At 66.4% G+C, this 18,202-nt stretch carries 25 protein-coding genes; 2 read left to right on the top strand and 23 right to left on the bottom strand.

Going from position 1 to position 18,202, the window contains the following annotated elements; translation table 11 throughout:
- Position 1: 1 nt before the first annotated feature.
- The 23 genes from OF380_RS21760 to OF380_RS21870 all read right to left on the bottom strand — a co-directional run bounded on the left by OF380_RS21760 (position 2) and on the right by OF380_RS21870 (position 16,020).
- Positions 2 to 1,297, bottom strand: a complete 1,296-nt coding sequence (locus tag OF380_RS21760; RefSeq protein WP_264047505.1) for a phage head morphogenesis protein — start codon at positions 1,295 to 1,297, stop codon at positions 2 to 4.
- 2 nt (positions 1,298 to 1,299) lie between these two features.
- Positions 1,300 to 2,904 (bottom strand): DUF935 domain-containing protein, encoded by a 1,605-nt coding sequence (locus OF380_RS21765; RefSeq protein WP_264047507.1) that lies wholly within the window; start codon positions 2,902 to 2,904, stop codon positions 1,300 to 1,302.
- Between the two features lie 2 nt (positions 2,905 to 2,906).
- On the bottom strand, positions 2,907 to 4,286 hold the full coding sequence (locus OF380_RS21770) for a terminase large subunit domain-containing protein (RefSeq protein ID WP_264047509.1): 1,380 nt from the start codon (positions 4,284 to 4,286) through the stop codon (positions 2,907 to 2,909).
- Entirely contained in the window at positions 4,286 to 4,861 is a 576-nt protein-coding gene (locus OF380_RS21775; RefSeq protein ID WP_264047511.1) for a DUF3486 family protein, read from the bottom strand. Before OF380_RS21775 ends, OF380_RS21770 begins: the two co-directional genes overlap by 1 nt.
- 2 nt (positions 4,862 to 4,863) lie before the next feature.
- Complete coding sequence (locus OF380_RS21780) at positions 4,864 to 5,166, bottom strand: VpaChn25_0724 family phage protein (protein ID WP_264047513.1); 303 nt, start codon at positions 5,164 to 5,166, stop codon at positions 4,864 to 4,866.
- Complete coding sequence (locus OF380_RS21785) at positions 5,163 to 5,552, bottom strand: hypothetical protein (RefSeq protein WP_264047515.1); 390 nt, start codon at positions 5,550 to 5,552, stop codon at positions 5,163 to 5,165. Before OF380_RS21785 ends, OF380_RS21780 begins: the two co-directional genes overlap by 4 nt.
- A complete protein-coding gene (locus tag OF380_RS21790; protein ID WP_264047517.1) occupies positions 5,549 to 5,953 on the bottom strand; it encodes a hypothetical protein in 405 nt (134 codons plus the stop codon). Before OF380_RS21790 ends, OF380_RS21785 begins: the two co-directional genes overlap by 4 nt.
- Position 5,954: 1 nt before the next feature.
- Complete coding sequence (locus OF380_RS21795) at positions 5,955 to 6,380, bottom strand: hypothetical protein (protein ID WP_264047519.1); 426 nt, start codon at positions 6,378 to 6,380, stop codon at positions 5,955 to 5,957.
- A gap of 6 nt (positions 6,381 to 6,386) precedes the next feature.
- Positions 6,387 to 6,668, bottom strand: a complete 282-nt coding sequence (locus tag OF380_RS21800) for a hypothetical protein (RefSeq protein ID WP_264047520.1) — start codon at positions 6,666 to 6,668, stop codon at positions 6,387 to 6,389.
- 24 nt (positions 6,669 to 6,692) lie between these two features.
- Positions 6,693 to 7,502 (bottom strand): glycoside hydrolase family protein, encoded by an 810-nt coding sequence (locus tag OF380_RS21805; protein WP_264047522.1) that lies wholly within the window; start codon positions 7,500 to 7,502, stop codon positions 6,693 to 6,695.
- A gap of 78 nt (positions 7,503 to 7,580) precedes the next feature.
- Positions 7,581 to 7,979 (bottom strand): hypothetical protein, encoded by a 399-nt coding sequence (locus OF380_RS21810; RefSeq protein ID WP_264047523.1) that lies wholly within the window; start codon positions 7,977 to 7,979, stop codon positions 7,581 to 7,583.
- A complete protein-coding gene (locus OF380_RS21815; protein WP_264047524.1) occupies positions 7,979 to 8,200 on the bottom strand; it encodes a hypothetical protein in 222 nt (73 codons plus the stop codon). Before OF380_RS21815 ends, OF380_RS21810 begins: the two co-directional genes overlap by 1 nt.
- Before the next feature lie 192 nt (positions 8,201 to 8,392).
- A complete protein-coding gene (locus tag OF380_RS21820; protein ID WP_264047525.1) occupies positions 8,393 to 8,770 on the bottom strand; it encodes a helix-turn-helix domain-containing protein in 378 nt (125 codons plus the stop codon).
- A complete protein-coding gene (locus OF380_RS21825; RefSeq protein ID WP_264047526.1) occupies positions 8,760 to 9,482 on the bottom strand; it encodes a regulatory protein GemA in 723 nt (240 codons plus the stop codon). Before OF380_RS21825 ends, OF380_RS21820 begins: the two co-directional genes overlap by 11 nt.
- 91 nt (positions 9,483 to 9,573) lie before the next feature.
- On the bottom strand, positions 9,574 to 9,921 hold the full coding sequence (locus OF380_RS21830; protein WP_264047527.1) for a LexA family protein: 348 nt from the start codon (positions 9,919 to 9,921) through the stop codon (positions 9,574 to 9,576).
- A complete protein-coding gene (locus OF380_RS21835; RefSeq protein WP_264047528.1) occupies positions 9,921 to 10,163 on the bottom strand; it encodes a hypothetical protein in 243 nt (80 codons plus the stop codon). The genes OF380_RS21830 and OF380_RS21835 overlap by 1 nt, the downstream gene beginning before the upstream one ends.
- On the bottom strand, positions 10,160 to 10,777 hold the full coding sequence (locus OF380_RS21840; RefSeq protein ID WP_264047529.1) for a host-nuclease inhibitor Gam family protein: 618 nt from the start codon (positions 10,775 to 10,777) through the stop codon (positions 10,160 to 10,162). Before OF380_RS21840 ends, OF380_RS21835 begins: the two co-directional genes overlap by 4 nt.
- Positions 10,778 to 11,158: a transcriptional regulator gene (locus tag OF380_RS21845; protein WP_264047530.1), complete on the bottom strand. Its 381-nt coding sequence runs from the start codon at positions 11,156 to 11,158 to the stop codon at positions 10,778 to 10,780. It lies immediately after the preceding gene.
- Positions 11,155 to 11,745 (bottom strand): hypothetical protein, encoded by a 591-nt coding sequence (locus OF380_RS21850; RefSeq protein WP_264047531.1) that lies wholly within the window; start codon positions 11,743 to 11,745, stop codon positions 11,155 to 11,157. The genes OF380_RS21845 and OF380_RS21850 overlap by 4 nt, the downstream gene beginning before the upstream one ends.
- Positions 11,742 to 12,506, bottom strand: a complete 765-nt coding sequence (locus tag OF380_RS21855; protein WP_264047532.1) for an AAA family ATPase — start codon at positions 12,504 to 12,506, stop codon at positions 11,742 to 11,744. The genes OF380_RS21850 and OF380_RS21855 overlap by 4 nt, the downstream gene beginning before the upstream one ends.
- Before the next feature lie 60 nt (positions 12,507 to 12,566).
- Positions 12,567 to 14,774, bottom strand: coding sequence for a DDE-type integrase/transposase/recombinase (locus tag OF380_RS21860; protein WP_264047533.1), 2,208 nt, complete (start codon positions 14,772 to 14,774; stop codon positions 12,567 to 12,569).
- A complete protein-coding gene (locus tag OF380_RS21865; RefSeq protein WP_264047534.1) occupies positions 14,771 to 15,802 on the bottom strand; it encodes a ParB/RepB/Spo0J family partition protein in 1,032 nt (343 codons plus the stop codon). Before OF380_RS21865 ends, OF380_RS21860 begins: the two co-directional genes overlap by 4 nt.
- Entirely contained in the window at positions 15,739 to 16,020 is a 282-nt protein-coding gene (locus OF380_RS21870) for a helix-turn-helix domain-containing protein (RefSeq protein WP_264047535.1), read from the bottom strand. The genes OF380_RS21865 and OF380_RS21870 overlap by 64 nt, the downstream gene beginning before the upstream one ends.
- A 92-nt stretch (positions 16,021 to 16,112) precedes the next feature.
- On the opposite strand from OF380_RS21870, the gene OF380_RS21875 reads away from it, so the two are divergent.
- Positions 16,113 to 16,898 carry an XRE family transcriptional regulator gene (locus OF380_RS21875; protein ID WP_264047536.1) on the top strand — a complete coding sequence of 262 codons (786 nt, stop codon included), beginning with the start codon at positions 16,113 to 16,115 and terminating at the stop codon, positions 16,896 to 16,898.
- Positions 16,899 to 17,419: 521 nt separating this feature from the next.
- Positions 17,420 to 17,692 carry a hypothetical protein gene (locus OF380_RS21880; RefSeq protein ID WP_264047537.1) on the top strand — a complete coding sequence of 91 codons (273 nt, stop codon included), beginning with the start codon at positions 17,420 to 17,422 and terminating at the stop codon, positions 17,690 to 17,692.
- The last annotated feature ends 510 nt before the right edge of the window (positions 17,693 to 18,202 follow it).

The raw sequence follows: 18,202 nt of genomic DNA on the forward strand, positions 1-18,202 counted from the left end.
ATCAAAACCCTCCTGATAGCAGGACGAATAGTGCGGAGCCCGCGAGGGCGGCCGTTTCGATGAGCTGAGCGGAGCGGACCAGGTTCGGCCGGAGGCGAGTGGCGGACACCGTGTTGGGCGCCCAGCGCGATCCGAGGGCGACACGGACCACGAGCTGGCGGGCGCGATCCTCGCCGGGCACGTCGAACACGTAGGCCAGCTCGGCGGCCGTCTCGTCCCAGAGGACGGCCTTCGCAGTGCCGATCGTCTCCGGCAGACGGCGCACCAGGCGCGCGACCTCCGGGGTGCTCGACACCGCCGGGCTCAGGATCTCGGGCGCCGTGGCGGCATCCACCGCGATCGCGCCGCTCCCGAGCCGCACGCCATTCCGATCGAGCGCGTCGAGGACCGGACGTGATACCGCCCCGACCGACCAAGGCGATTGGTCGACCGGCTGCCTCCGCGAGGCGCGATCAAGCCAGGGTTCGAACTCATCGGCGAGGCGGCGCGCCGGCCATTCCGGCGCCGCGATCGCGGAGGCCGACAGGACCGGGGGCGCGTCGGAGAGCTTCTGAGCCACCACCGAGGCGCGCCAGCCAGCCTTGCCGGGGTTATAGGCCCAACCCGGATCGATGCCGTCCGGCACCCGCGTGATCTGTCCGGTGCGGTGGTTGACGAAGGTCCGGCTGGTCTCGGGGGGCGGCGTGAACTTGAGCTGGGGCCGCAGGCGCTCGACATCGCGCAGTGACAGGCTCTGAAGGGTGCACTGGCACCCGAAACCGTTCTGCGGCCCCCAGACGTCCCAGTAGGGATCGTCGACCGGCAGACAGAGGTTGTGGCGGTCGAGGTGCGCCTTGCGCCGATCCTTGCCGACCAGGAGCGAGACGTAGCGCAGGACCGGGCGGGCCCTCTTGTTCCGCTCGAACTGTTCCCAGTGTCCCGAGGCGTAGGACACCCGCATGTTGGTCTCGAAGATCGTGCGCAGGCGCCGCGTCGAGCCCAGCGTGCGCTCCTGGATCTCGCCGCTGGTCGGGTCGACCACTTCCTTGCGGCCCCACCACCCCTTGGCTTCCAGGACCGGCCGAAGATCCTGGGCGAAGTCCTGGAAGGTCCGACCTTGCGCCAGCGCGTCGACCAGGGCGCCGTGGATGTCCTTCAGGATGTCGAACCCGGCCGACTTCGCCACGGTGAACATGGCGGCATGCTCAGCCTGCCAGGCGTCCTGCCAGGAGAACGTGGGATCGAAGCGCTGACCTCGACGCTGAAGCGCGGCGATCGCCTCGGCCGGCGGGAGCGGGGTCAGCGTCGGCTGCGCCATGGTCAGGCCCCGTCCGACAGGGGCTGATTGATCTCGCCGGCGAGCCGAGCAGAGAAGGCGGCTCGCGCCAGCATCTCGCCAAGCACACTCGGGTCCATGCTGGCGAAGTGCAGGGCCAGCATCGCCTCCGCTTCGGCGAGAGAGGCGCAGGCCGCGATCTTGGGGCCGAGCCCGTCGACCATCGGTGCCACCATCCGCTCCCAGCCTTCATCGGAGAGGATCTGGTCGATCGACGCGTCCACCGCGTCGGACCTCTGCGCGAGGGCGTCGTTGAAGGCGGCTTGAAGGGCGACAGGAAGCGCGCCTGGCGCGGGCTGTGCGCCAGGTAGTCCCGGCATCACCGGCGCAGCGGCCGGGGCGATCAGGACAGCCGCGCCGGCGTCCGGATCGGGGAAGCCCATCATGTCGGCGACATCCGACACCTGGACCCGCAGGCCCATGGGCACGAGTTCCTTCAACCCGTCGATCGTCGTCTTGAGATCCTTGCGGTCCTCGCGGCCGATGCGGATGCGGGGGTAGGCCTTGGTGGTCCCGGCCCCGTAGGCGAGGTCGATCCAGGGCCAGACCAAGTCGCGGTTGAGGGTGGCGGACAGCGCCTTCGCGTCGGCGCGCTCGATGTCTTCCTGGACCTGACGATGCTCCTGGCCGACCGCGTGGCCGCCGGCGATCGCGTCGGTGGTCGCGGTCTGGCCGAGCACGCCCTTCGAGATCTGCTGGTCCAGCCAGTCCGCGCGGGCCTTGTAGATGTCGGCGTTCGAGGCGGCCGCCTTCAGCTCCACGAACTCGATCGTCATGCTCTGCGGGATGATCGCCGCACAGTCGCCAGCGATGTTCGCCACCGCGTCGAAGAGGATGTCCTTCTCCGGGCCGGTGGCGTTGCTCTCGTACTTCCCGACCCGGATCGGCTGACCATAGGTCTGGGTGAAGATCGCCCAGTCCCGCAGGGTGAAGCTCTTGAACATCCAGCTCCAGCACGCGAGGCGCGCGATGCCGGAGCGGATCGGCAGGCCGGACTTGGCCGCGATCCGGGTATGGATGAACTTGCTGGCCGGCAGCGGCACGTCGCCGGTCTCGGTGCGCAGGAGCGGCGTGCGCCCATCCACCAGGTCGAAGGTGAACCATCGCGGATCGCGCCATTCGAGCCGGGTCGGCTCCCACTGGCCCATGGACGTGTCCCAGATGATCTCGGTGTAGGACACGCCCTTGCCGATGGCGTCGAGGATGTCGAACAGCTCGTCGTGCAGCTCGTCGCGCAGGAGCCACGTGCGGATCATGTCCGCCTTCTCGACGTCGACCGGATCGTCCGAGGCTGCGTCGACCTGGATCTTGAGCTGGGCGACGGACCGCTTCCGGGTGCCGAGCACGCCGACGTAGTGGAGGTCTCGCTCCTCCACGATCTCGGCCAGCTCCAGGTAGCGCAGCGGCAAGCCCTGGTCGGCCTCACGCATGATCATGGCGACGCGCTGAGGCGTCAGGCCATCGGCATGGGAGCCGGACAGGACGCTGCGCACGCCGCTGAGCGTGGGCCCGGCGATCGCCTTGGTCAGCACCTCGCGGCGCGCGGGACGGCCATCAGGGCCGAGGATGACAACGGGGGCGTCGGCCATGGTCAGAGGCCTCCTCTGAGGCGGGCGCCGAGCGGCTGACGAGAGAGCGGATCGGGAAGATCATCCGCCTCGTAGTCGTCCGACCGCATGCGTGAGTTGTGGCCCAGCAGGGCGGAGCGCGGCGCGGCGCGGTAGCCGTACTCCACGGTAGGGCCGCCGGCGGCATGGATGCCGAGGAAGGCAGCCCAGGTGCGATCGGCGTGATCGTCATCGCGCTCGGCCACGAAGCGCGGCGCGCCGGTGGCGGATGCCACCCGGCGGAGCTTGTGCAGATCCGCCCGGAGCGCCGGGTCACCTTCCCGGATCCGGACGGTGCGATCCTCGAACCGTTCCTTACCGGCCGTCGCCATGATGAGCTTCGAGGGGCCGGTGAACAGCACGCCTTCGATCCGGCTGCCGTAGCGGCGCTGGGCATCCTCGACCACCTTCTCGCCCATGCCAGTCTGATCGATGCAGGCTCGGGCGACGCGGTAGCGCTCCATCACGCCGTCGAAGGCTTCGTCCATCTCCGCGAAGGTGGCGCGCTTCTGTTCGATCCGCTCGCGCTCCCAGAGCACGTCGCCGATCTGCTCCCAGACCCAGATCACGTGGAGATCGTTGCGCCGGCCGATGTCGCGGCCGACGAAGCATACGCCGCCCTGGTAGCCTTCAGGGTCGCCGGCGGTCGGATCTTCGCAGGACGTGATGAGATCGTAGGACAGCCAAGCGCTGGCCTCATCGAGCCACTTCAGCTCGAATTCCTGGGCCCAGGCATCGTCGTCGCCGATGCCCTCGCGCAGGGCGTCGATGTCACGAGGCAGCCCGTCCCGGACGGCCTGGTAGATGTCCACGATGTGCCGGGACCAGCGCTCATCCTTGCCGGTGGCCAGCTCGTAGAACTTGTTGCCCTTGCCGTTGGGCGTCGAGGTGACCCGGAGCTTCCAGCCGGCGGAAATGACCGGGAACAGCGCCTTCCAGATCGCACCGCTATCCTTGTGGAAGGCGAACTCGTCGAGGAAGACGTTGGCCGAGAAGCCGCGCGCCGTGTCCGGGTTGGCCGGCAGCGCCGTGATCTTCGAGCCGCCCGGCAAGGTGACTTCCAGGGCCTTGTAGCTCCCGGCCTCGCCCTTCCAGTCGAAGTCGACGGCGTCGAAAGCCATGTTGAAGGCTGCCGCGTGGCGCTTCACGCCTTCGTTCATGGCCTCGGCCGCCTGGCGTTCGCCGCGCGAGAGGATGACCCAGCGCGCACGCCGGCCCTCGACGGCGGCCGCGAAGCAATCGTCCACGATCTCCAGTGTGGTGGTGAACGTCTTGCCGGTCTGACGGGCGAACATGCCCAGCTTGAACCGGGCCGGATCGCGCATCCATCTCTGCTGGTAGGCGTGGAGCGGGACGGCGATCATCAGTCGAAGATCCCGTAGACGTCCTGACGGATCTTCTTCAGCACCGCCGCCGCGTCGACCGGATGCCCGGCCTCGGTCACCTGGCCGACAGCTGCCTCTGCCGCCTTCATCACGCGGGCCTTCGTCTCGGCCTCGACCTTCTGCCGGCGATCCGTGCTGATCTTCTGAGCCGACACGGTCGCCTGGAAGGCGCGCGCCAGTTCCATGGCTTCCTTCGGCCCCTTGATCCCGGAGCCGTCGCCGGCCAGCTCGATGATGAGCGTCTTGATGAATTCGCCGAGGATCACGGTGTTCTCGTCGACGTCGGCCGCCGTGAACTGGCTCGACACGCCGTCGAACATCGCCCGCGCTTCCTGCATCCGGCGCACGGCGGCCGCCCGGTTCACGCTGTGCCGGCTGAAGGCGGATTTCGAGATGCCCTCGATCCCCTTGGCCTCCAGACGGTCGTTCAGCTCGAACAGGATGTCCGCCTGGGTCCGCTTGCGCTGGGCCAGCTCCTGGGTCGCCCAGACGATGTCGTCGGCTGCCTCTTCCGGCAGCATGTCGATCGCGGAGAGGCGACGGCGCTCGGCCATGCTCAGACCCCGAGGGAGGGTTGCTTGATCCCCTCGATCTTCGAGCGGCGCAGCACGTGGTCGACGCCGGCGCGCGTAATCTGCGCGACCACAACGCTGCCGGCCTCCGTCGTCGCCACGGCGCCCAGCTCGGCCATCTTATGGATCTGGGTCCGGACCCACTCGCGCGAGCGATTGTGCCCGAAGCTCTCCAGCACGTGGCAGAGAACGCCGTCGTTGAGACGGCCATCCGACTGGACGTGCAGCTCGCGCAGGATGATCAGCCGGGCATCTTCCTCGACATGCCGGGAGAAGGTGGTGCTCATTTCGGGGCCTCGTGGCCTTTGCCTGCGACGGTGGGGAGGGCGGCGGCGATCAGGAAGTCTTCGATCCGCCGGAGCGAATGGCCGTTCGTAGCGAGCGTGTCGTGCATCCCGTCGACCTTGCCCGAGATCGTCGAGACCTGGACAAGCACTTCGTTCAGCCGGTCTTTCGTCGGCACGGACTGCATCGCCATGCGGATGTTGCGAACGTCGTGGTCATTCTGGGTTTGCTTGCCCTCCAGCGTGGTCAGGCGAGCGTTGATCGCGTCCAGCTTGGCGTCCGTCGCCGGGGCCCGCACCGTGCGGGGCCGGCGAGGCACCGCCAGAGCCGCCAGGAACAGGACAATGACGAACGCCGCGACGGCTACGGCAATCCACGGGTCCGTCACTTCAGCAACTCCGCCAGCTCAGGCGCGACGTCGGCGGGTTGAAGGCGGCCGTCGCGGACGGCAGCCAGGAGGTCGATTGCCCGGCGGAGCTGCATGCGCAGCAGCTCCACGCTCGTCTGAAGCTCCCGTTGGCGGTCCTTCAGGCTGTCGTTCTCGGCCTCGATCCGCTCCGCTTCCTTGCGAAGCTGATCCTCGACCAGGACGAGCTTGTCGTACTGGGCGATGACGCGATCGAGGAACCCAGTTTTCTGCTGGTCCGACCGGACCCCGTCGAAGAGGCCGGCCGTCCTCGCGAACACGATGATGGCCAGGGCGAGCCCAACGATCCCGGCAGCGATGTAGGCGCCGATCGGGCCAGTGCCCTCGATGATGCGGAGGGTGCTCTCGACCGTCTTGTCCACGCTAGACGGCCTTCCGGGGCTGACCGGAAAGGTAGAGCGCGCCGCAGAGCGCAGCCCCCCCGATGATCGCGTAGGTGAGGACGCCGGTGGTGACCTCGATCTTGGCGAAGCTGACCGCGACCGAGATCCAGATCCAGGCCGACAGCAGGCAGGCCGTCACCCTGATCCAGCGCAGGTAGCAGCAGAAGACGCCAAGCCCATGCAACACGGTCAGGATGGCGAAGAACGCGATCCAGGTGACGTCCGGCAGCCAACCCATCCCGACGAACGCCCCGCGATCGAAGATTTGGGGTCTCGCGATCATGAGCGAGCCCCAGGACGCGGCGAACAGGCAGAGGATCAGGTCGATCCCCGGTGCGAGGGGGCCGAACAGCCATTCCACGAACCGGACGAGCGGGGTGACGGTGACGGTGACAGCGTGTTTCATGGGGCGTCAGACCTTCGCCTTCCCGATGGCCTTCTCAGCCTTGAAGCGCCCGACGATGGCCAGCACGGTGCCGCCCAACATCGAGGTGGCGATGATCCAGGTTGTCACCTGATCGGCGAGCACTCGCTGTGTCTCGGCATCGAGCGTGAGCCCGAAAGCGAGACCGCCGAGCACCGACCCACCCATGATCCCGGCCCCGATTATCGTGCGGGATTGATACCAAGGCTTCACGCCTTGATCGGCCAGCAGCGGCGCGGCCGCGCCCGGGGCGTCATTGTCCTGAACCATGTCGGTCTCCTGAGGGTGCCGCGATCAGGCGGCGAAGGGTACGTCCAGCGCCTGGCCGGGCAGCGGGTACATCGCGACGGCGATCGGCCTCTTCGCCTTGACCAGCGCGGCCGCCATGGCGGCGCGCGTGGCGGGCCCGGCCCGGCCGTCGATGGTGAGGGCATGGGTGCGCTGGAACTGGCGAACCGCCGTATCCGTGAGGGGGCCGAAGTCGCCGTCCGGATCGGGCTTCGCAGGCAACAGGTTGAGCGAGATCAGGTCGGCCTGGAGTGCACGCACCGCCTCGGGATGGGCCGAGCCGCGCGCCAGCACCACGCCCTGGGTCACGGGCACATCGTCGTTCGCGGCGATGGCGATGCCGTAGTTCCCGGTTTCGAACATGGTCCGCTCGGCCGCGCGGCGACGGATCAGCCCGGACATGACCTTGCCGTCCGCCTTGTTCCAGAGGGTGAAGGCGGCCGCCGCGTCCAGGCGCTTGCCAGCATTGAAGAGCCGCACCACGCTGGAGCCGGTGAAGTTGCCGGGGCCGATGTTGAAGCAGAGCGACACCATGGCGTCGAACTGCGCCTGGGTCAGCGGCACCTTGATGAGCTTGATGACCCAGGCCTCGAAGGTGGCGAGGTCGCGCGCCAGGATCTCGAAAGCCTGGTCCCGCGAAATGGTCATCCCCTTGGACACGACCGGCGCGCCTGCGGCCGCCGTGTGTCCGATGCCGATGGTCCAGGGTTTCCCGCCGGTAGCCGGATCGGGGTAGGCCTTTAGGACTACTCCCTCGAAGCCGGCCAGGAACTGCCTACCGCTTTCGGATGTCTTGAGGTGGGCGTTGACGGCCATAAGCTCGGTCCCGGTTGATGTCGGGACGATGCGACAGCGCTGGGGAGATGGTGCCCCGGACACCCTGTCCGGGTGGGCCTAGAAGAGGTTGCCCTGGCCGCCCTCGATGTCGTCGCGGAGCTTGGCGCGGGCGCGGCGCACGGTGCGGCCATGCACCTGCATCTCCTGCGCGATTTGGGCTTCGGTCAAGCCTGGTGTTGCCGCAAGCTCTAGGAGGCGACGGCGGTATTCAGCCATGAAGTTCGATGGCCCGCGCGGGATCTCGACGGCCAGACCTCCAATGCCGGTGGCGATGTGCTTCGCCAGGGTGGTCGCCGCGTCCATGCCGATCGCGGCGGCGATGGGGCTGTCCTCGCGGATGTGCTCACGAACATAGAACCGGGTGCCGCCCAGCGCCGCGACGAGCCGGAGCGCGGCGATGTCGCCGATCACCTCCGCCAGCTCGTCGAGGCGCATGTAGTAGGCGGCACCCGTCATCAGCCGCCTCGCAGCGACGGGAAGGCAACCGTGGGAGCATTCTCCCGCTCCCAGACCTCGCGGCCGTCGTGATCAGCACACAGGAAGGCGCGCATCTGCGGGATGCGATACCAGCCGGGCATCTCCATGCAGAGGAAGCATAGACGCATTTCTGGCACCTGATCCGCGCCGACACGCGTGATCTCTCGGCCGCACTCGCAACAGGTGAATTCAGCGGTCATCCTTGACCTCCGAAGCTACGGGCTTGCCTGCGGGCTGGCTGGCCTGGTCAGGCCGGTGCTGGCGACAGAAGTGCCGACCGAAGGACCGCCGGGAAACGCCGTAGCCGAAGGGTGCAGGATCGGCGCACCCAGGGAAGAAGCAGGTTGGCAGGCCTTGAACCTGCGGGGGCGGGGCTGCGAACTTTGCTGCCATCACGCCACCTGCCCGGTCATGACTGCATCGAGGGCAGCAAGCACGATGGCCCGGCTGTCGCGCGGCATGTTCAAGCCGACATAACGTTCGGTCAGGATCTCAACGCCGAGCGGCTTGAGCTTCCTGCGGGTATGGTGAAGGCAGACCTCGACGTACCGGTCATCCACATCACGCTTGATCTTCCCGAGGGCGGCCCGAAGCCGATCCTTGTGCACCCAGCCCTGTGCCCTCGCGAGCGTGAGGACGAGGCGCGTTTGCTTCGGCTGCAGCCCCCACGAAGCGGGCAAGGCATCGACTGGGACGACGAGCTGGCGGAGGTAGCGGTTCTCCTCCTCCAGCTCTGCGATCCGCTCAAGGAGCTGCGCTTCACGCGACATGGCGCGCCTCCGCCGGCTTGACCTTCGCTGCACGGAGCTTCCTGCCCAGCGCGGCCGAGGCGCGATCCAGCTCGGCCGGTTCGAGCAAGGGATCATCGAGCGAGCCGAGCCGCCGCGACCCGCCTCGCACCACCGCCGAGACGTACTCGGTCAGGCCATCGCACTCCTCGCGGGGCCCGAAGGACCGGACGGCGCCGAGGTCGACACAGCGCAGCCACTGCGCCCGCAGGATGGCGCGCTTCAGAGCCATCAGGTGCACGAGCCGGTCGCGATCCGCCGCCGGCCAGACGACGCCCTCGCGGATCAGCCACGCCTTCAGCGGCTCGATGACCACGGTCGCGTCGGCCGCGACTTGGAGGAAGCGCGTGTGCGGGATGCCGGTCTGGCGCTCCAGGAAGGCGTGCATCGCGCTGTCGGTGCGATCCTCGACCGCTCCCAGGTTGTAGAGCGCCATCCACATGGCCTGGAATTTTGGGGCGTACTTTCCGGCGGCCGCCTTGCGCTTCGCGACCCGTTGAACGGGTGTTGAAGGTTCAGGAATGTCGCGCATCCGCGTCAGGAGGCGGGCTGCCGCCTCTGACGTCAGGTCCTTGGAGGTCACCACGCCGAAGCCCTGGAGCATGGCGCGGTAGGAGGGCTCGTCTAGGCGCGTCCGCGTCTTGATGGCGTGGATGGCCTTGATCTGCGCGGGGAGGATGCGCGTCACTGCCATTTCTGCCTCTCTGCGAAGACGCCAGCGGCGTAGCCAATCACGACGCCCACGAAGAGAAGGCCGTAGGCGGATAGGAGCAGCCCGGCTGTGCTCATGGGTGCCTCCCGAGGTACTCAGCAACGGCCTGGGAGATCACAGCCTCGGGCGTCGACGCCCAGGCTGCAGTATGGGCGGCAAGCCTGACATTCACCTCGGGCGAAAGGCGCACCGTGTAGGTTTCAGCATCCGGGGTCAGGCGGATAGACCGGTTGCGGCGCTCTTTGGACCTGGTGATGTAGCCCTTCTCTTCCAGCGCGGTGACGACGCGGAAGGCATCGCCAGCGGTGCACGTGAGATGCGCCAATTCGCGATAGGTCGGGGCCAGTCGCCCGGCACCAAGTTCAGCTCGGATGAAGTCCAGCACACGCTTCTGGAGCGGTGTCAGAGGTTGAAGGCTCATCACCGTCCTCCAGCGTCGTTCGAGGGGGGAGCAGTCCGCAAGCCGGACATGGCGGCGTCGAAGCGCCGGCCGGCGGCCTGGCTGACGGCAATGCTGCGCAGGAGACCAAAGCTGAGCGCGGCCATGCCGGCGATCGCCATCTCGATCGGCGCTAGGGTGTAAGCTGCCGAGACAGCGAACCAGGAGGCGACAGCAGCTGCGGGCAGTTCGAGCAGGGGAAGCGCGAGACGGAGCAGCATCATGCCACCTCGCGGATCTGAGAGGCGAGCGGCTCCACGGCGAACTCCTCAGGGCCGCGCGGGACGGTGACGCCGGGCACGGTCTCGGCGACGTCACGAGCCGCGAGCATCGCATCCTTGCTCAAGTCGACCTTCATCCGGAGGAAGGTGTCGAGCTTCGCTAGAACGCCGACGAGTTGTTCAGCATCATCCTTTCGCCGATCAAATTTCGCCAAAGCGATCAGTTTCGTGACCTCAATCCGGCGCTCCCGAACCGCAGCGACAACGTCCTCGATCTTGAGCTTGCCGTGCTTCACCGCGTAGCGGCCGTCCCGCCACAGCAGCGTGCCCGTGGGGAGCTGCACCGTCTTGGTCTTGCCCCCGTTGGTCAGGCGAGCCCGGTGAACGGACGCCCAGCGCTCCAGTCCAAGCACGATGGCGGTCTCGGCCTCCTTGAAGGCCTTCACCTGCCGTGCGCGTTCGGCCTCAAGGGCGGCCACCTGGTCGTCGTGGTGGGCCTTCGCGATGGCGTCCTCGCGCTGGAGCACGCCGAGCCGCGCGATCGCCTGTTCGGCCTCGGCGTCGCTCTGCGGCACGGGCAGGTTGGTGTCGACGCCCTTCGTCTTAGCTCTGGCCATTCAAGCCCCCTTCAAGCGTGAGTGCGGGCAGCCCGACCGGCAGGCTCGATAGAGCCGGGCGCGGGCAGCGTTCGATGTCGCGAAAGGCTTCTTCTGCTCTGTGAGGCAGCGGTCGCGGCCGAGTTCACCCAGCACCGGGCAGATCACGACCTCGCCCATCAGGGCGCCCCGGATCTTCGCGAACACGGCATCCTGGTCGCCGGTGTAGCGGCCGGCGAGCATGTGGCTGACGACGGCACCGGAGTAGCCAATGGCCTTCGCCGCAGCGACGCCGGTGTGCTGGTCGACGTAGCGGGCGAGTTCCCGGACCTCGTCCGGCATCGCGTCGCCCCAGGCAGCCGCCGCCTTCTCATAGGCAGTCATCTTCACGGCGATGCTCATGACGCCCTCCGACGCTTCGCAGCCGGATTGCGCTCGATGACTTCGCCCTTGAAAGTGATCGCAGGCGGGATCGGTCCCGTGCTCTTGCCGGGGCGAATACGGAGGACACGCCAGCGGCCGTTGCGCCCGAGTTCCTGGAGGTAACCCGCTTGCTCCAGCTTCCAGCAGAAGATGCGCGCGGTGTCCGAGCTGATCGAGACTTCGTCGGTTGAAGCGTGGACGGCCAGCTCACGTGTTGTGAAGTGGGGGAGGGCTCGCATAGCCGTCCACATCTGCTGGTGGGCCGCACCATGCTTTCGCGTGATATCCGCCTTCTCGAACGGAGCCTCTAACCGTTCGGTAACCTTAACAGCGTAGAGCTTAAATGGTCGGCCGGTCGGAGTTGCTGGGGGGCGTTCCCCAACGACATCGAGGTGTCCATACCGAACGCAGGCGGCGACGTAGCAAATCACCGTGTTCTCGACCGTTACGCCGCAGTGTTCAGCAACATCGCGGCTCGTAAAGCTGCCTGCGCGGAGCGTCAGAGCGCGCATTGCGTCCCAGTACGCCTTCGGACCGCTGACCTTCAGAGAGTGGAGGCGCTTCATGCGACCCTCCTGATCATGCGGCTAGGATTGCGCACCTTCGGAGCGTCGCCGGTGTAGAAGCGGCCGTCATAGGTCTCGTCGACCGCCTTCGCGCCGTGGTTCCGGGCCCATTCCGCGATGTGGTCGAGGTTCGTGACGATGCGGCGCGCCCGGCCCTCGCTGCGATCGCACACCTGGTCCAGCAAACCGTCCGAGAACGTCAGGTGCGGGACGTAGAGTTTGGCCAGCTTGCGCGTGTCGTCGCGATCGCACGGCTCGGCCGGCGCCCAGTCGAGGACGCGATTGTGGACGCGCTCGACCTTCACGAGCTTAGAGGGCAGGGCCTCTTCGCCGATGAGGATCACGGGCGCCTGACTGCATTCCGCGATCTCGCGGACCAGCTCGATCATGCCCTTGTCGACGAGCTTGTCCGCCTCGTCGATCATGAGCGGCCGGTCGATCTCCGCGCCCAGCAGCTCGACGGCACGCTCAACCATGTCCGCCACCGTGCCGCGCGGGACGACCCCCAGCTCGGTGAGGATGGCTTTCATCAGCGTCTTGCGGGTCCAGCTATCGCCGACCTCGACGCGGATCGCGTTCGTCTTGTTCTGCGCGTAGATCGCCGCCTGGCTCTTCCCGTAACCGGAAGGGCCATGCATCACGCCGATGTTCGGCAGGTGAGGGCGGCGACCCTGGAGCTTATACACAAGCGCCATCATCGCTCGCACATTTTGCAGGGCTGCATGGCTTTTGTTGTTGTGGTTCGGCTTATCTGTTGTCATGGATATTCCCGATCTGAACTTGATGCCCCGGTCTTTGGCCGGGGCTTTTTCTTTTCGTGGTCAGAGCGCCGCCTCCCCGAAATCGGCGTAGAGGGCGTTTTGGGACTTGAACTCGGGGCCGGCCTCGTAGCCGCCGAGCCAAAGAGCGTCGGCGGTCTCGATCACCTCGCCGCGCCCCAGGCGCTCACGAAGGTCGAGGGCCCGCCGGAAGCGGAACTGGGGGGTGTCGACGCGCCGAAGCGGCTGGACATTCGTGGCCGGCGCACTGCCGCCGAGATCCGCCTCGATTTCAGCCTGCAAGGCGGCGTCGGCAGCTTGCAGAACAGTGGGCGCCGCCTTCGGCTCGGCGAAGACGTCACCGGCCGCCGTGAGCTGAGGCGTGCTGTGCGCGTCGCTGGGGCGCGGGAAGGCCACTACCTTGCTGGCCGCAGGAGGCACACGCCCCAAGATCGTGTCAGCGAAATCGCGGGGCTTGATCGCCTTGGCCTCGCGCCGAACCTCGGCGGTGCGCTCATCGATGAGCGCCTTGCGCGCGGCCTTGGCTAGGGCGACTGCCTCGGCCGGGTCGATGCCCAAGATCTCGGGGCAAAGCGCCTCGCCCAGGTACTCTCCGCCATCGAGGGCGAAGAGGTAGGCACGGCCCATGTCGGCCGGGTCCATGCGAACGAACACCTGAGTGTCCGGCATGACTTGGGGGGCATGGTAGAACGACCTCTCGATCGTGATGCCTTGCTTGCCGACAGTCCGGACGCCGTCCTTCCCAGCAACAGGCGCCAACAGGAGGTCCAGGGCTCGCACGTCCCCGATCCGGCGGATCGAGCCGGTGTAGGCGGAGGCCGCACCGTAGGGCGTGTGGATGCGGAGACCGGGCCGATCGCGAAGGCCGGCATGCGGGCGGTGCTGGTAGCGGTTCTCCGCCCAGGCATCGCAGTAGCCCTGGAGATCCATGCCGGTGAGTTCGACGCAGAACGCCTTGGCGTTGTCCTGGTCGCCGAGCCGGGCGGAGAAGGCCCGCCGCGCCTCGATCACTTTCCGGTCGGCGACGCTATGACCGATGAAGCCCGGCAGGAGGGGCCCCAGATCCCGCTGGAAGGTGCCGACGACACGCTCGACGAAGGGCTTGTCCTCGGGCGTGAAGGCTGGTGACAACGTGTGCTCGATGCCGAGCGAAGCCAGCAGTCGCTGGGAAGCCTTCGCTGTGAAATCCGAGCCGTTGTCGGTCTTCACCGTCTCCGGCACGCCCCAGGCTAGGATCGCCCGGCGCAGCAGCAGGCCAACAGCCTCCGCACGCGGTGTCTTCGAGACGTAGACCACGACACGACGCGACCAGACGTCGATCGCGAGGTAGACCGAGTGCCTGCCATCGACGCAGAGCGCGTCCATCGGCGAAGCGTCGATCTGCCAGACCTCATTGAGGCGGGTGACGTTCGAGGCGGTGTTGTTGCCGGCGAGCTTGAACCGGCTCTTGTAGGCGTCCGGGTTGGTGATCGCGGTGAGCGCAACCTTCTCGGTGTCCTTCCACCGACGGAGCGCATCCTGAACGGTGCGGATCGGCGGTAGCGGAACCGTCTTCACCTCGCCGCCTGAGCGGATGACCGTCAGGGTGTCGCCAAAGCGGGTGCGCAGCATCTCGCGGACATGATCCGCCGAGAGATGCGGCTGCCGCGCGATCAAGGCGAGGGCATAGACCCGGACCTGGCCGTCCTCGGCCGTGTCGAGCACACCGAGACCGCGCCGAGCAGCGCCACGATCCACCGCGAGGGCGGCCGTGCGGCCATCGCGAGCCGCCGCACGCCAGCGCTTCAGGCTGCGCAAGGTCAGCGTGGGCACCTTGGCGCGAACCCAAGGGGGGAGGGCGAGCCGACCGGCCGTGTAGTCGGCCACGGTGAGGAGGTCGGCGTTCTCACGCGGCAGCTTGGCGCTCGTATAGATGCGCTCGGCCGCCGCTAGGATGGCGAGCCGCGCATCACGAGCCTCGGCAGCGTCGTCGCGCATGTGGGTGGCAGCTGGCTCGGCGTCAGCGGCCTCAGCAACAGCCTCCGGCACCGCGTCCGGCATCAACCGGGCAACGTAGGCCCGACGCGCGTCGGGCGGCAGCAGATCAAGGTGATATTCGAGGCCGCCTCCGACCCCCTTACGGGGGCGCCAAAGACCGTCGCGCCGGTTCCAGCCCGAGACCTCGGCGAAGGCGTTGACGTTGCGCTTCGTGGCCGGGAGACCCGGCAACGACAGCTCCGCGATCTCGGCGGCAGTGAGCCAGAGCTTCATGCGGCGCCCTTCCGGCTGGCGGCGATCGCCTCCTCCAGGTCAACCTGGCGCGGATCGTGGCCAGCTCCGGAAACCACGGTCATGCGCTCGCGCGGCTTCTGCTCACGCACGACAAGGCCAGCATGCTCCAGGAAGCGCTTGCGCCCCTTGGCATCGAGGCGCTGCCAGTTCGAGACGATCCGGCGGAACAGTTCCTCCTGAGGATCACCTTCACCGGTTGGCGCATCGCCTGCAGCGATCCGGGCCCTGGCGACGGTATCGGCCGATCCATCGACCAGGAGCTTGGCAAGGCGGACCTGCCGCTCGGCCGGTTCCGATCCGAGGCGCTGCAATTCCGAAGCGTTGCGAGCGATGCCCGACCCGCGCAGGATACGGATTGCCTCTGGATCGAGGGCCTGTGAGAGCGCGAGGGCGTACTTCACGGTGCGCTCGCCGAGACCGCACTTCTCGGCCATCTCGTCGGTGAAACGACGCGGACCAAAGTGCAGACTTTGCCCTTTGATCGCCTTCTTGGAGCGACGGTCGCCGCCTCGCCCGGCTTCGGGGTTCAGAAGCTCCCAGACACGCTTGTGCTCGGCGATGAAGAGCGCCCGGTCGAGGGCGTTGAGATCGTGACGGACCAGGTTCTCCTGAACCTCCGCCAGCCGAGCCTGAAGCGCATCGTAGGTGCTGATTTCAGCACGGATTGACGCGCGTCCCAGCAGCCGGTGGGCGGCGAGCCGATGGCCGCCGGACACCAGGGCATAGGACTGCTTGATGCCTTCGCGGGGATCGGGTTGGCGCAGGACGACAGGCGGGAGCCGGGCGCCCTGCTCCATCGACGCGGCCATGGCTTCAGCCCAAGCGGGCTCGATCTCACGCAGGCGATTGCCGTCGTAGATGTCGGCGAGAGCTACGTCCTCGATCGGAAAGGACAGCTCGGACGGCCGGACGGGGAGGGGCATGTCCATGGGACGCGACACCCTCAAGCTGCCGTTTTCTGCACGGCGCCCTGCAAGCGCTTGAGCGCGCCGCCTGGGCCGTACCACTGCGGCCAGAGATCCTCGACAGGGGTCTCGATGAAGGCGGCGATGATCCGCTGCCCCTTAGGCCAGCGCTTATAAAACGCAGTGTTCAGGACGCCGGGCTTGAAGCCGTGCTCCCGGTTGAGGGACGAAACGGTGGCGCCTCGCTTCCGAATGGCGGCCAAAATGTCTTGTTGGTGCCAGCCCCCCTGTGTCGGAGGAGCGCTATCCGCGCTGCTCATGAACCGTTAACCTCGCTTTTAGGACTCGCTATCTAGAACGTGCAGATTTCTGCACTCTGGGTCAAGCGGGAAACTGCACTAACGGACAGTTAATGGCCTTCGTCGATCAAACGGGTGGGGATGAGCATGACGCCGCCACCATCCAAGCTCTGGCCGAGAGGCTGAAAGCTGCCGTGAAGGCAGCGGGCGGCAACAAGGATGTGGCTGATAGATCAGGCGTTCCGCTCCGGACGCTGAACAGCTACATGGCCGGAGAAGCTGATCCGAAGCTCACGAAGCTCGACCGGATCGCAGCAGTTTGCGGCACGACCGTCGACATCCTGCTGGGCAGGAAACTGCCCGATCGAGAGACGGTCGATCGGCCACCTCTGACTTTGGATCTCTCCAGTATCGGTGCCGGGGCAGATGCCGTGGCGCGCCGCGCCTTGCGCTACCAGGGCGAGCTGCTGGTCCCCGAGGGCTTTGTGGCGGTGCCCTTCCTCGAAGTGAGGGCCTCAGCGGGTGGCGGTCGAGCGAGCTTGCCAGCCGAAGTCGTAGCGACGTCCCACTTCCTCTTCAGCGAGGCCTGGCTTCGATCACTCGGCGTATCCACACACAGCGCGGAGCTGCTGCAAGCGCAGGGCGACAGCATGCATCCCACGATCCAGGATGGAGACTTGATGCTGGTCGATCGCAGCTATGGCGACGTTGTTCACGGCAAGATCTACGCACTCGTCATCAACGATCTTGTCGTCGTGAAGCGCGTGAACTTCCTCGCGATCGGCGGCATGATGCTGATCTCGGACAACGACCGATACCCTTCGGAGACGGTGCCCCGAGATGAAGTCGGCAGCCTTAGTTTCCAGGGACGCGTTGCATGGTACGGAAGAGCAATCTGATTTCGGCTTTGATAGTTGTAGCGGCGCAATTAGCGCCTTGCTCTGCCCATGCTGAGACAGGCTCGATAAGAACTTACGCACAATCCCTTCAGTCTTCAGAGCGAACGATCGCACTGGCCATCATGGCAAAAGGCGAGAAAGAACTTGCTCAAGAGGCTAAGTTCACCCTTAGAACCGCAGAAGCCCTTGGCAAGCTAACCGATAGCGAAGTGGTGCGGAACTGTACGCTTGCCGGCGCTCGCCTAACTCTTGTGGCCATACGCTCGGCAGCAGGACGGTCTCCCAGCATTTTGCTTGAAGTGGCGCAGTACCGCCGGGATTACGCTCACTTCATGGGGGTTTGCGAGCAAGCGACTGGCTTAGCATTGCCCGCCGCCCCGAACCTCCGCTGAAAGTTCCCAACGGGCGCGGCTGACGATCAGTTTTCAACGCAATCCACAGGCGTCGAACGCGTTCTGCGATCACTGTTGTTCCCGCTTTGTTCTCGTGCAAGCATCTGGGCACCCCACCTGGAGGCTGACATGTCCAAAGGCCAGAAATCCACGTTCACCGTCCAATCCTTTCGCGAGAAGGGCAAAGGGCTGGAGGCTGAGCCTCCGCAGCAGGCGAACGACGAGGCGCACGCCTTGCGCAAGGTCGAACGAATGGCGTCAGGGAAGGCTGGTGCGGTTGCCATCCGTCAGGACGGCCATCCTGCATTGGGAGAGTTCCAAGAGCCGGTAGTGCTGAAGGTGATCGGCCGCGTGCCCCCTATCTTCGGCGACTTTCAGATACCGGACGTGATCCCCTTCTAGAATGCCGACGCTCGATGAGTTGAAGGCGGCGGGCTATCACGGCGTGCAAGCACGCTGCGCCCGCTGCCGGTGGACGACCCAGCTCTTCTGGTCCCTCATCCAGGCTGATGGCGCATCTCAGATCGAAGGCTTGAAGGCTCGTTTAAGGTGCATGCGCTGCGGATCGAGGCCTGAACCGGCAGATGTGCGTCCCTTCTATATCGACAGGTCGACCGCCAAACCGCACCTGGAGCCGCCATCGAGGCGCTGACGGAGCATCCCACTTAGCATCCCACTTAGATTTCGGCGTCTTCGTCTATGCCGATGAGATGACAACGGTTTCTGCGATTTGCATCCGCCTCGGGCTACCTGTGCCAATCATCCCACTTAGAAGGCTCTGATCGGGCCTCTCGAAGGGCAACGATGTCGACGGCCTGTGAGCCCTCTGAAATCCGTGCCATTTGATCCTGCGCGACGATATTGGCCCTTCCGACCCGCCTTTGGTCGCTAAGCCACTGCAAGAACTAGGTT

The sequence above is a fragment of the Methylobacterium sp. FF17 genome (assembly GCF_025813715.1).
GTDB classification, from domain to species: domain Bacteria; phylum Pseudomonadota; class Alphaproteobacteria; order Rhizobiales; family Beijerinckiaceae; genus Methylobacterium; species Methylobacterium flocculans.

Excerpts from the sequence above, each read along its gene's own strand:
- OF380_RS21760 (WP_264047505.1), bottom strand. The coding sequence starts at position 1,297 with ATGGCGCAGCCGACGCTGACCCCGCTCCCGCCGGCCGAGGCGATCGCC.
- OF380_RS21765 (WP_264047507.1), bottom strand. The coding sequence starts at position 2,904 with ATGGCCGACGCCCCCGTTGTCATCCTCGGCCCTGATGGCCGTCCCGCG.
- OF380_RS21770 (WP_264047509.1), bottom strand. The coding sequence starts at position 4,286 with ATGATCGCCGTCCCGCTCCACGCCTACCAGCAGAGATGGATGCGCGAT.
- OF380_RS21775 (WP_264047511.1), bottom strand. The coding sequence starts at position 4,861 with ATGGCCGAGCGCCGTCGCCTCTCCGCGATCGACATGCTGCCGGAAGAG.
- OF380_RS21780 (WP_264047513.1), bottom strand. The coding sequence starts at position 5,166 with ATGAGCACCACCTTCTCCCGGCATGTCGAGGAAGATGCCCGGCTGATC.
- OF380_RS21795 (WP_264047519.1), bottom strand. The coding sequence starts at position 6,380 with ATGAAACACGCTGTCACCGTCACCGTCACCCCGCTCGTCCGGTTCGTG.
- OF380_RS21800 (WP_264047520.1), bottom strand. The coding sequence starts at position 6,668 with ATGGTTCAGGACAATGACGCCCCGGGCGCGGCCGCGCCGCTGCTGGCC.
- OF380_RS21805 (WP_264047522.1), bottom strand. The coding sequence starts at position 7,502 with ATGGCCGTCAACGCCCACCTCAAGACATCCGAAAGCGGTAGGCAGTTC.
- OF380_RS21810 (WP_264047523.1), bottom strand. The coding sequence starts at position 7,979 with ATGACGGGTGCCGCCTACTACATGCGCCTCGACGAGCTGGCGGAGGTG.
- OF380_RS21815 (WP_264047524.1), bottom strand. The coding sequence starts at position 8,200 with ATGACCGCTGAATTCACCTGTTGCGAGTGCGGCCGAGAGATCACGCGT.
- OF380_RS21820 (WP_264047525.1), bottom strand. The coding sequence starts at position 8,770 with ATGTCGCGTGAAGCGCAGCTCCTTGAGCGGATCGCAGAGCTGGAGGAG.
- OF380_RS21825 (WP_264047526.1), bottom strand. The coding sequence starts at position 9,482 with ATGGCAGTGACGCGCATCCTCCCCGCGCAGATCAAGGCCATCCACGCC.
- OF380_RS21830 (WP_264047527.1), bottom strand. The coding sequence starts at position 9,921 with ATGAGCCTTCAACCTCTGACACCGCTCCAGAAGCGTGTGCTGGACTTC.
- OF380_RS21835 (WP_264047528.1), bottom strand. The coding sequence starts at position 10,163 with ATGATGCTGCTCCGTCTCGCGCTTCCCCTGCTCGAACTGCCCGCAGCT.
- OF380_RS21840 (WP_264047529.1), bottom strand. The coding sequence starts at position 10,777 with ATGGCCAGAGCTAAGACGAAGGGCGTCGACACCAACCTGCCCGTGCCG.
- OF380_RS21845 (WP_264047530.1), bottom strand. The coding sequence starts at position 11,158 with ATGAGCATCGCCGTGAAGATGACTGCCTATGAGAAGGCGGCGGCTGCC.
- OF380_RS21850 (WP_264047531.1), bottom strand. The coding sequence starts at position 11,745 with ATGAAGCGCCTCCACTCTCTGAAGGTCAGCGGTCCGAAGGCGTACTGG.
- OF380_RS21855 (WP_264047532.1), bottom strand. The coding sequence starts at position 12,506 with ATGACAACAGATAAGCCGAACCACAACAACAAAAGCCATGCAGCCCTG.
- OF380_RS21860 (WP_264047533.1), bottom strand. The coding sequence starts at position 14,774 with ATGAAGCTCTGGCTCACTGCCGCCGAGATCGCGGAGCTGTCGTTGCCG.
- OF380_RS21870 (WP_264047535.1), bottom strand. The coding sequence starts at position 16,020 with ATGAGCAGCGCGGATAGCGCTCCTCCGACACAGGGGGGCTGGCACCAA.
- OF380_RS21875 (WP_264047536.1), top strand. The coding sequence starts at position 16,113 with ATGGCCTTCGTCGATCAAACGGGTGGGGATGAGCATGACGCCGCCACC.
- OF380_RS21880 (WP_264047537.1), top strand. The coding sequence starts at position 17,420 with ATGTCCAAAGGCCAGAAATCCACGTTCACCGTCCAATCCTTTCGCGAG.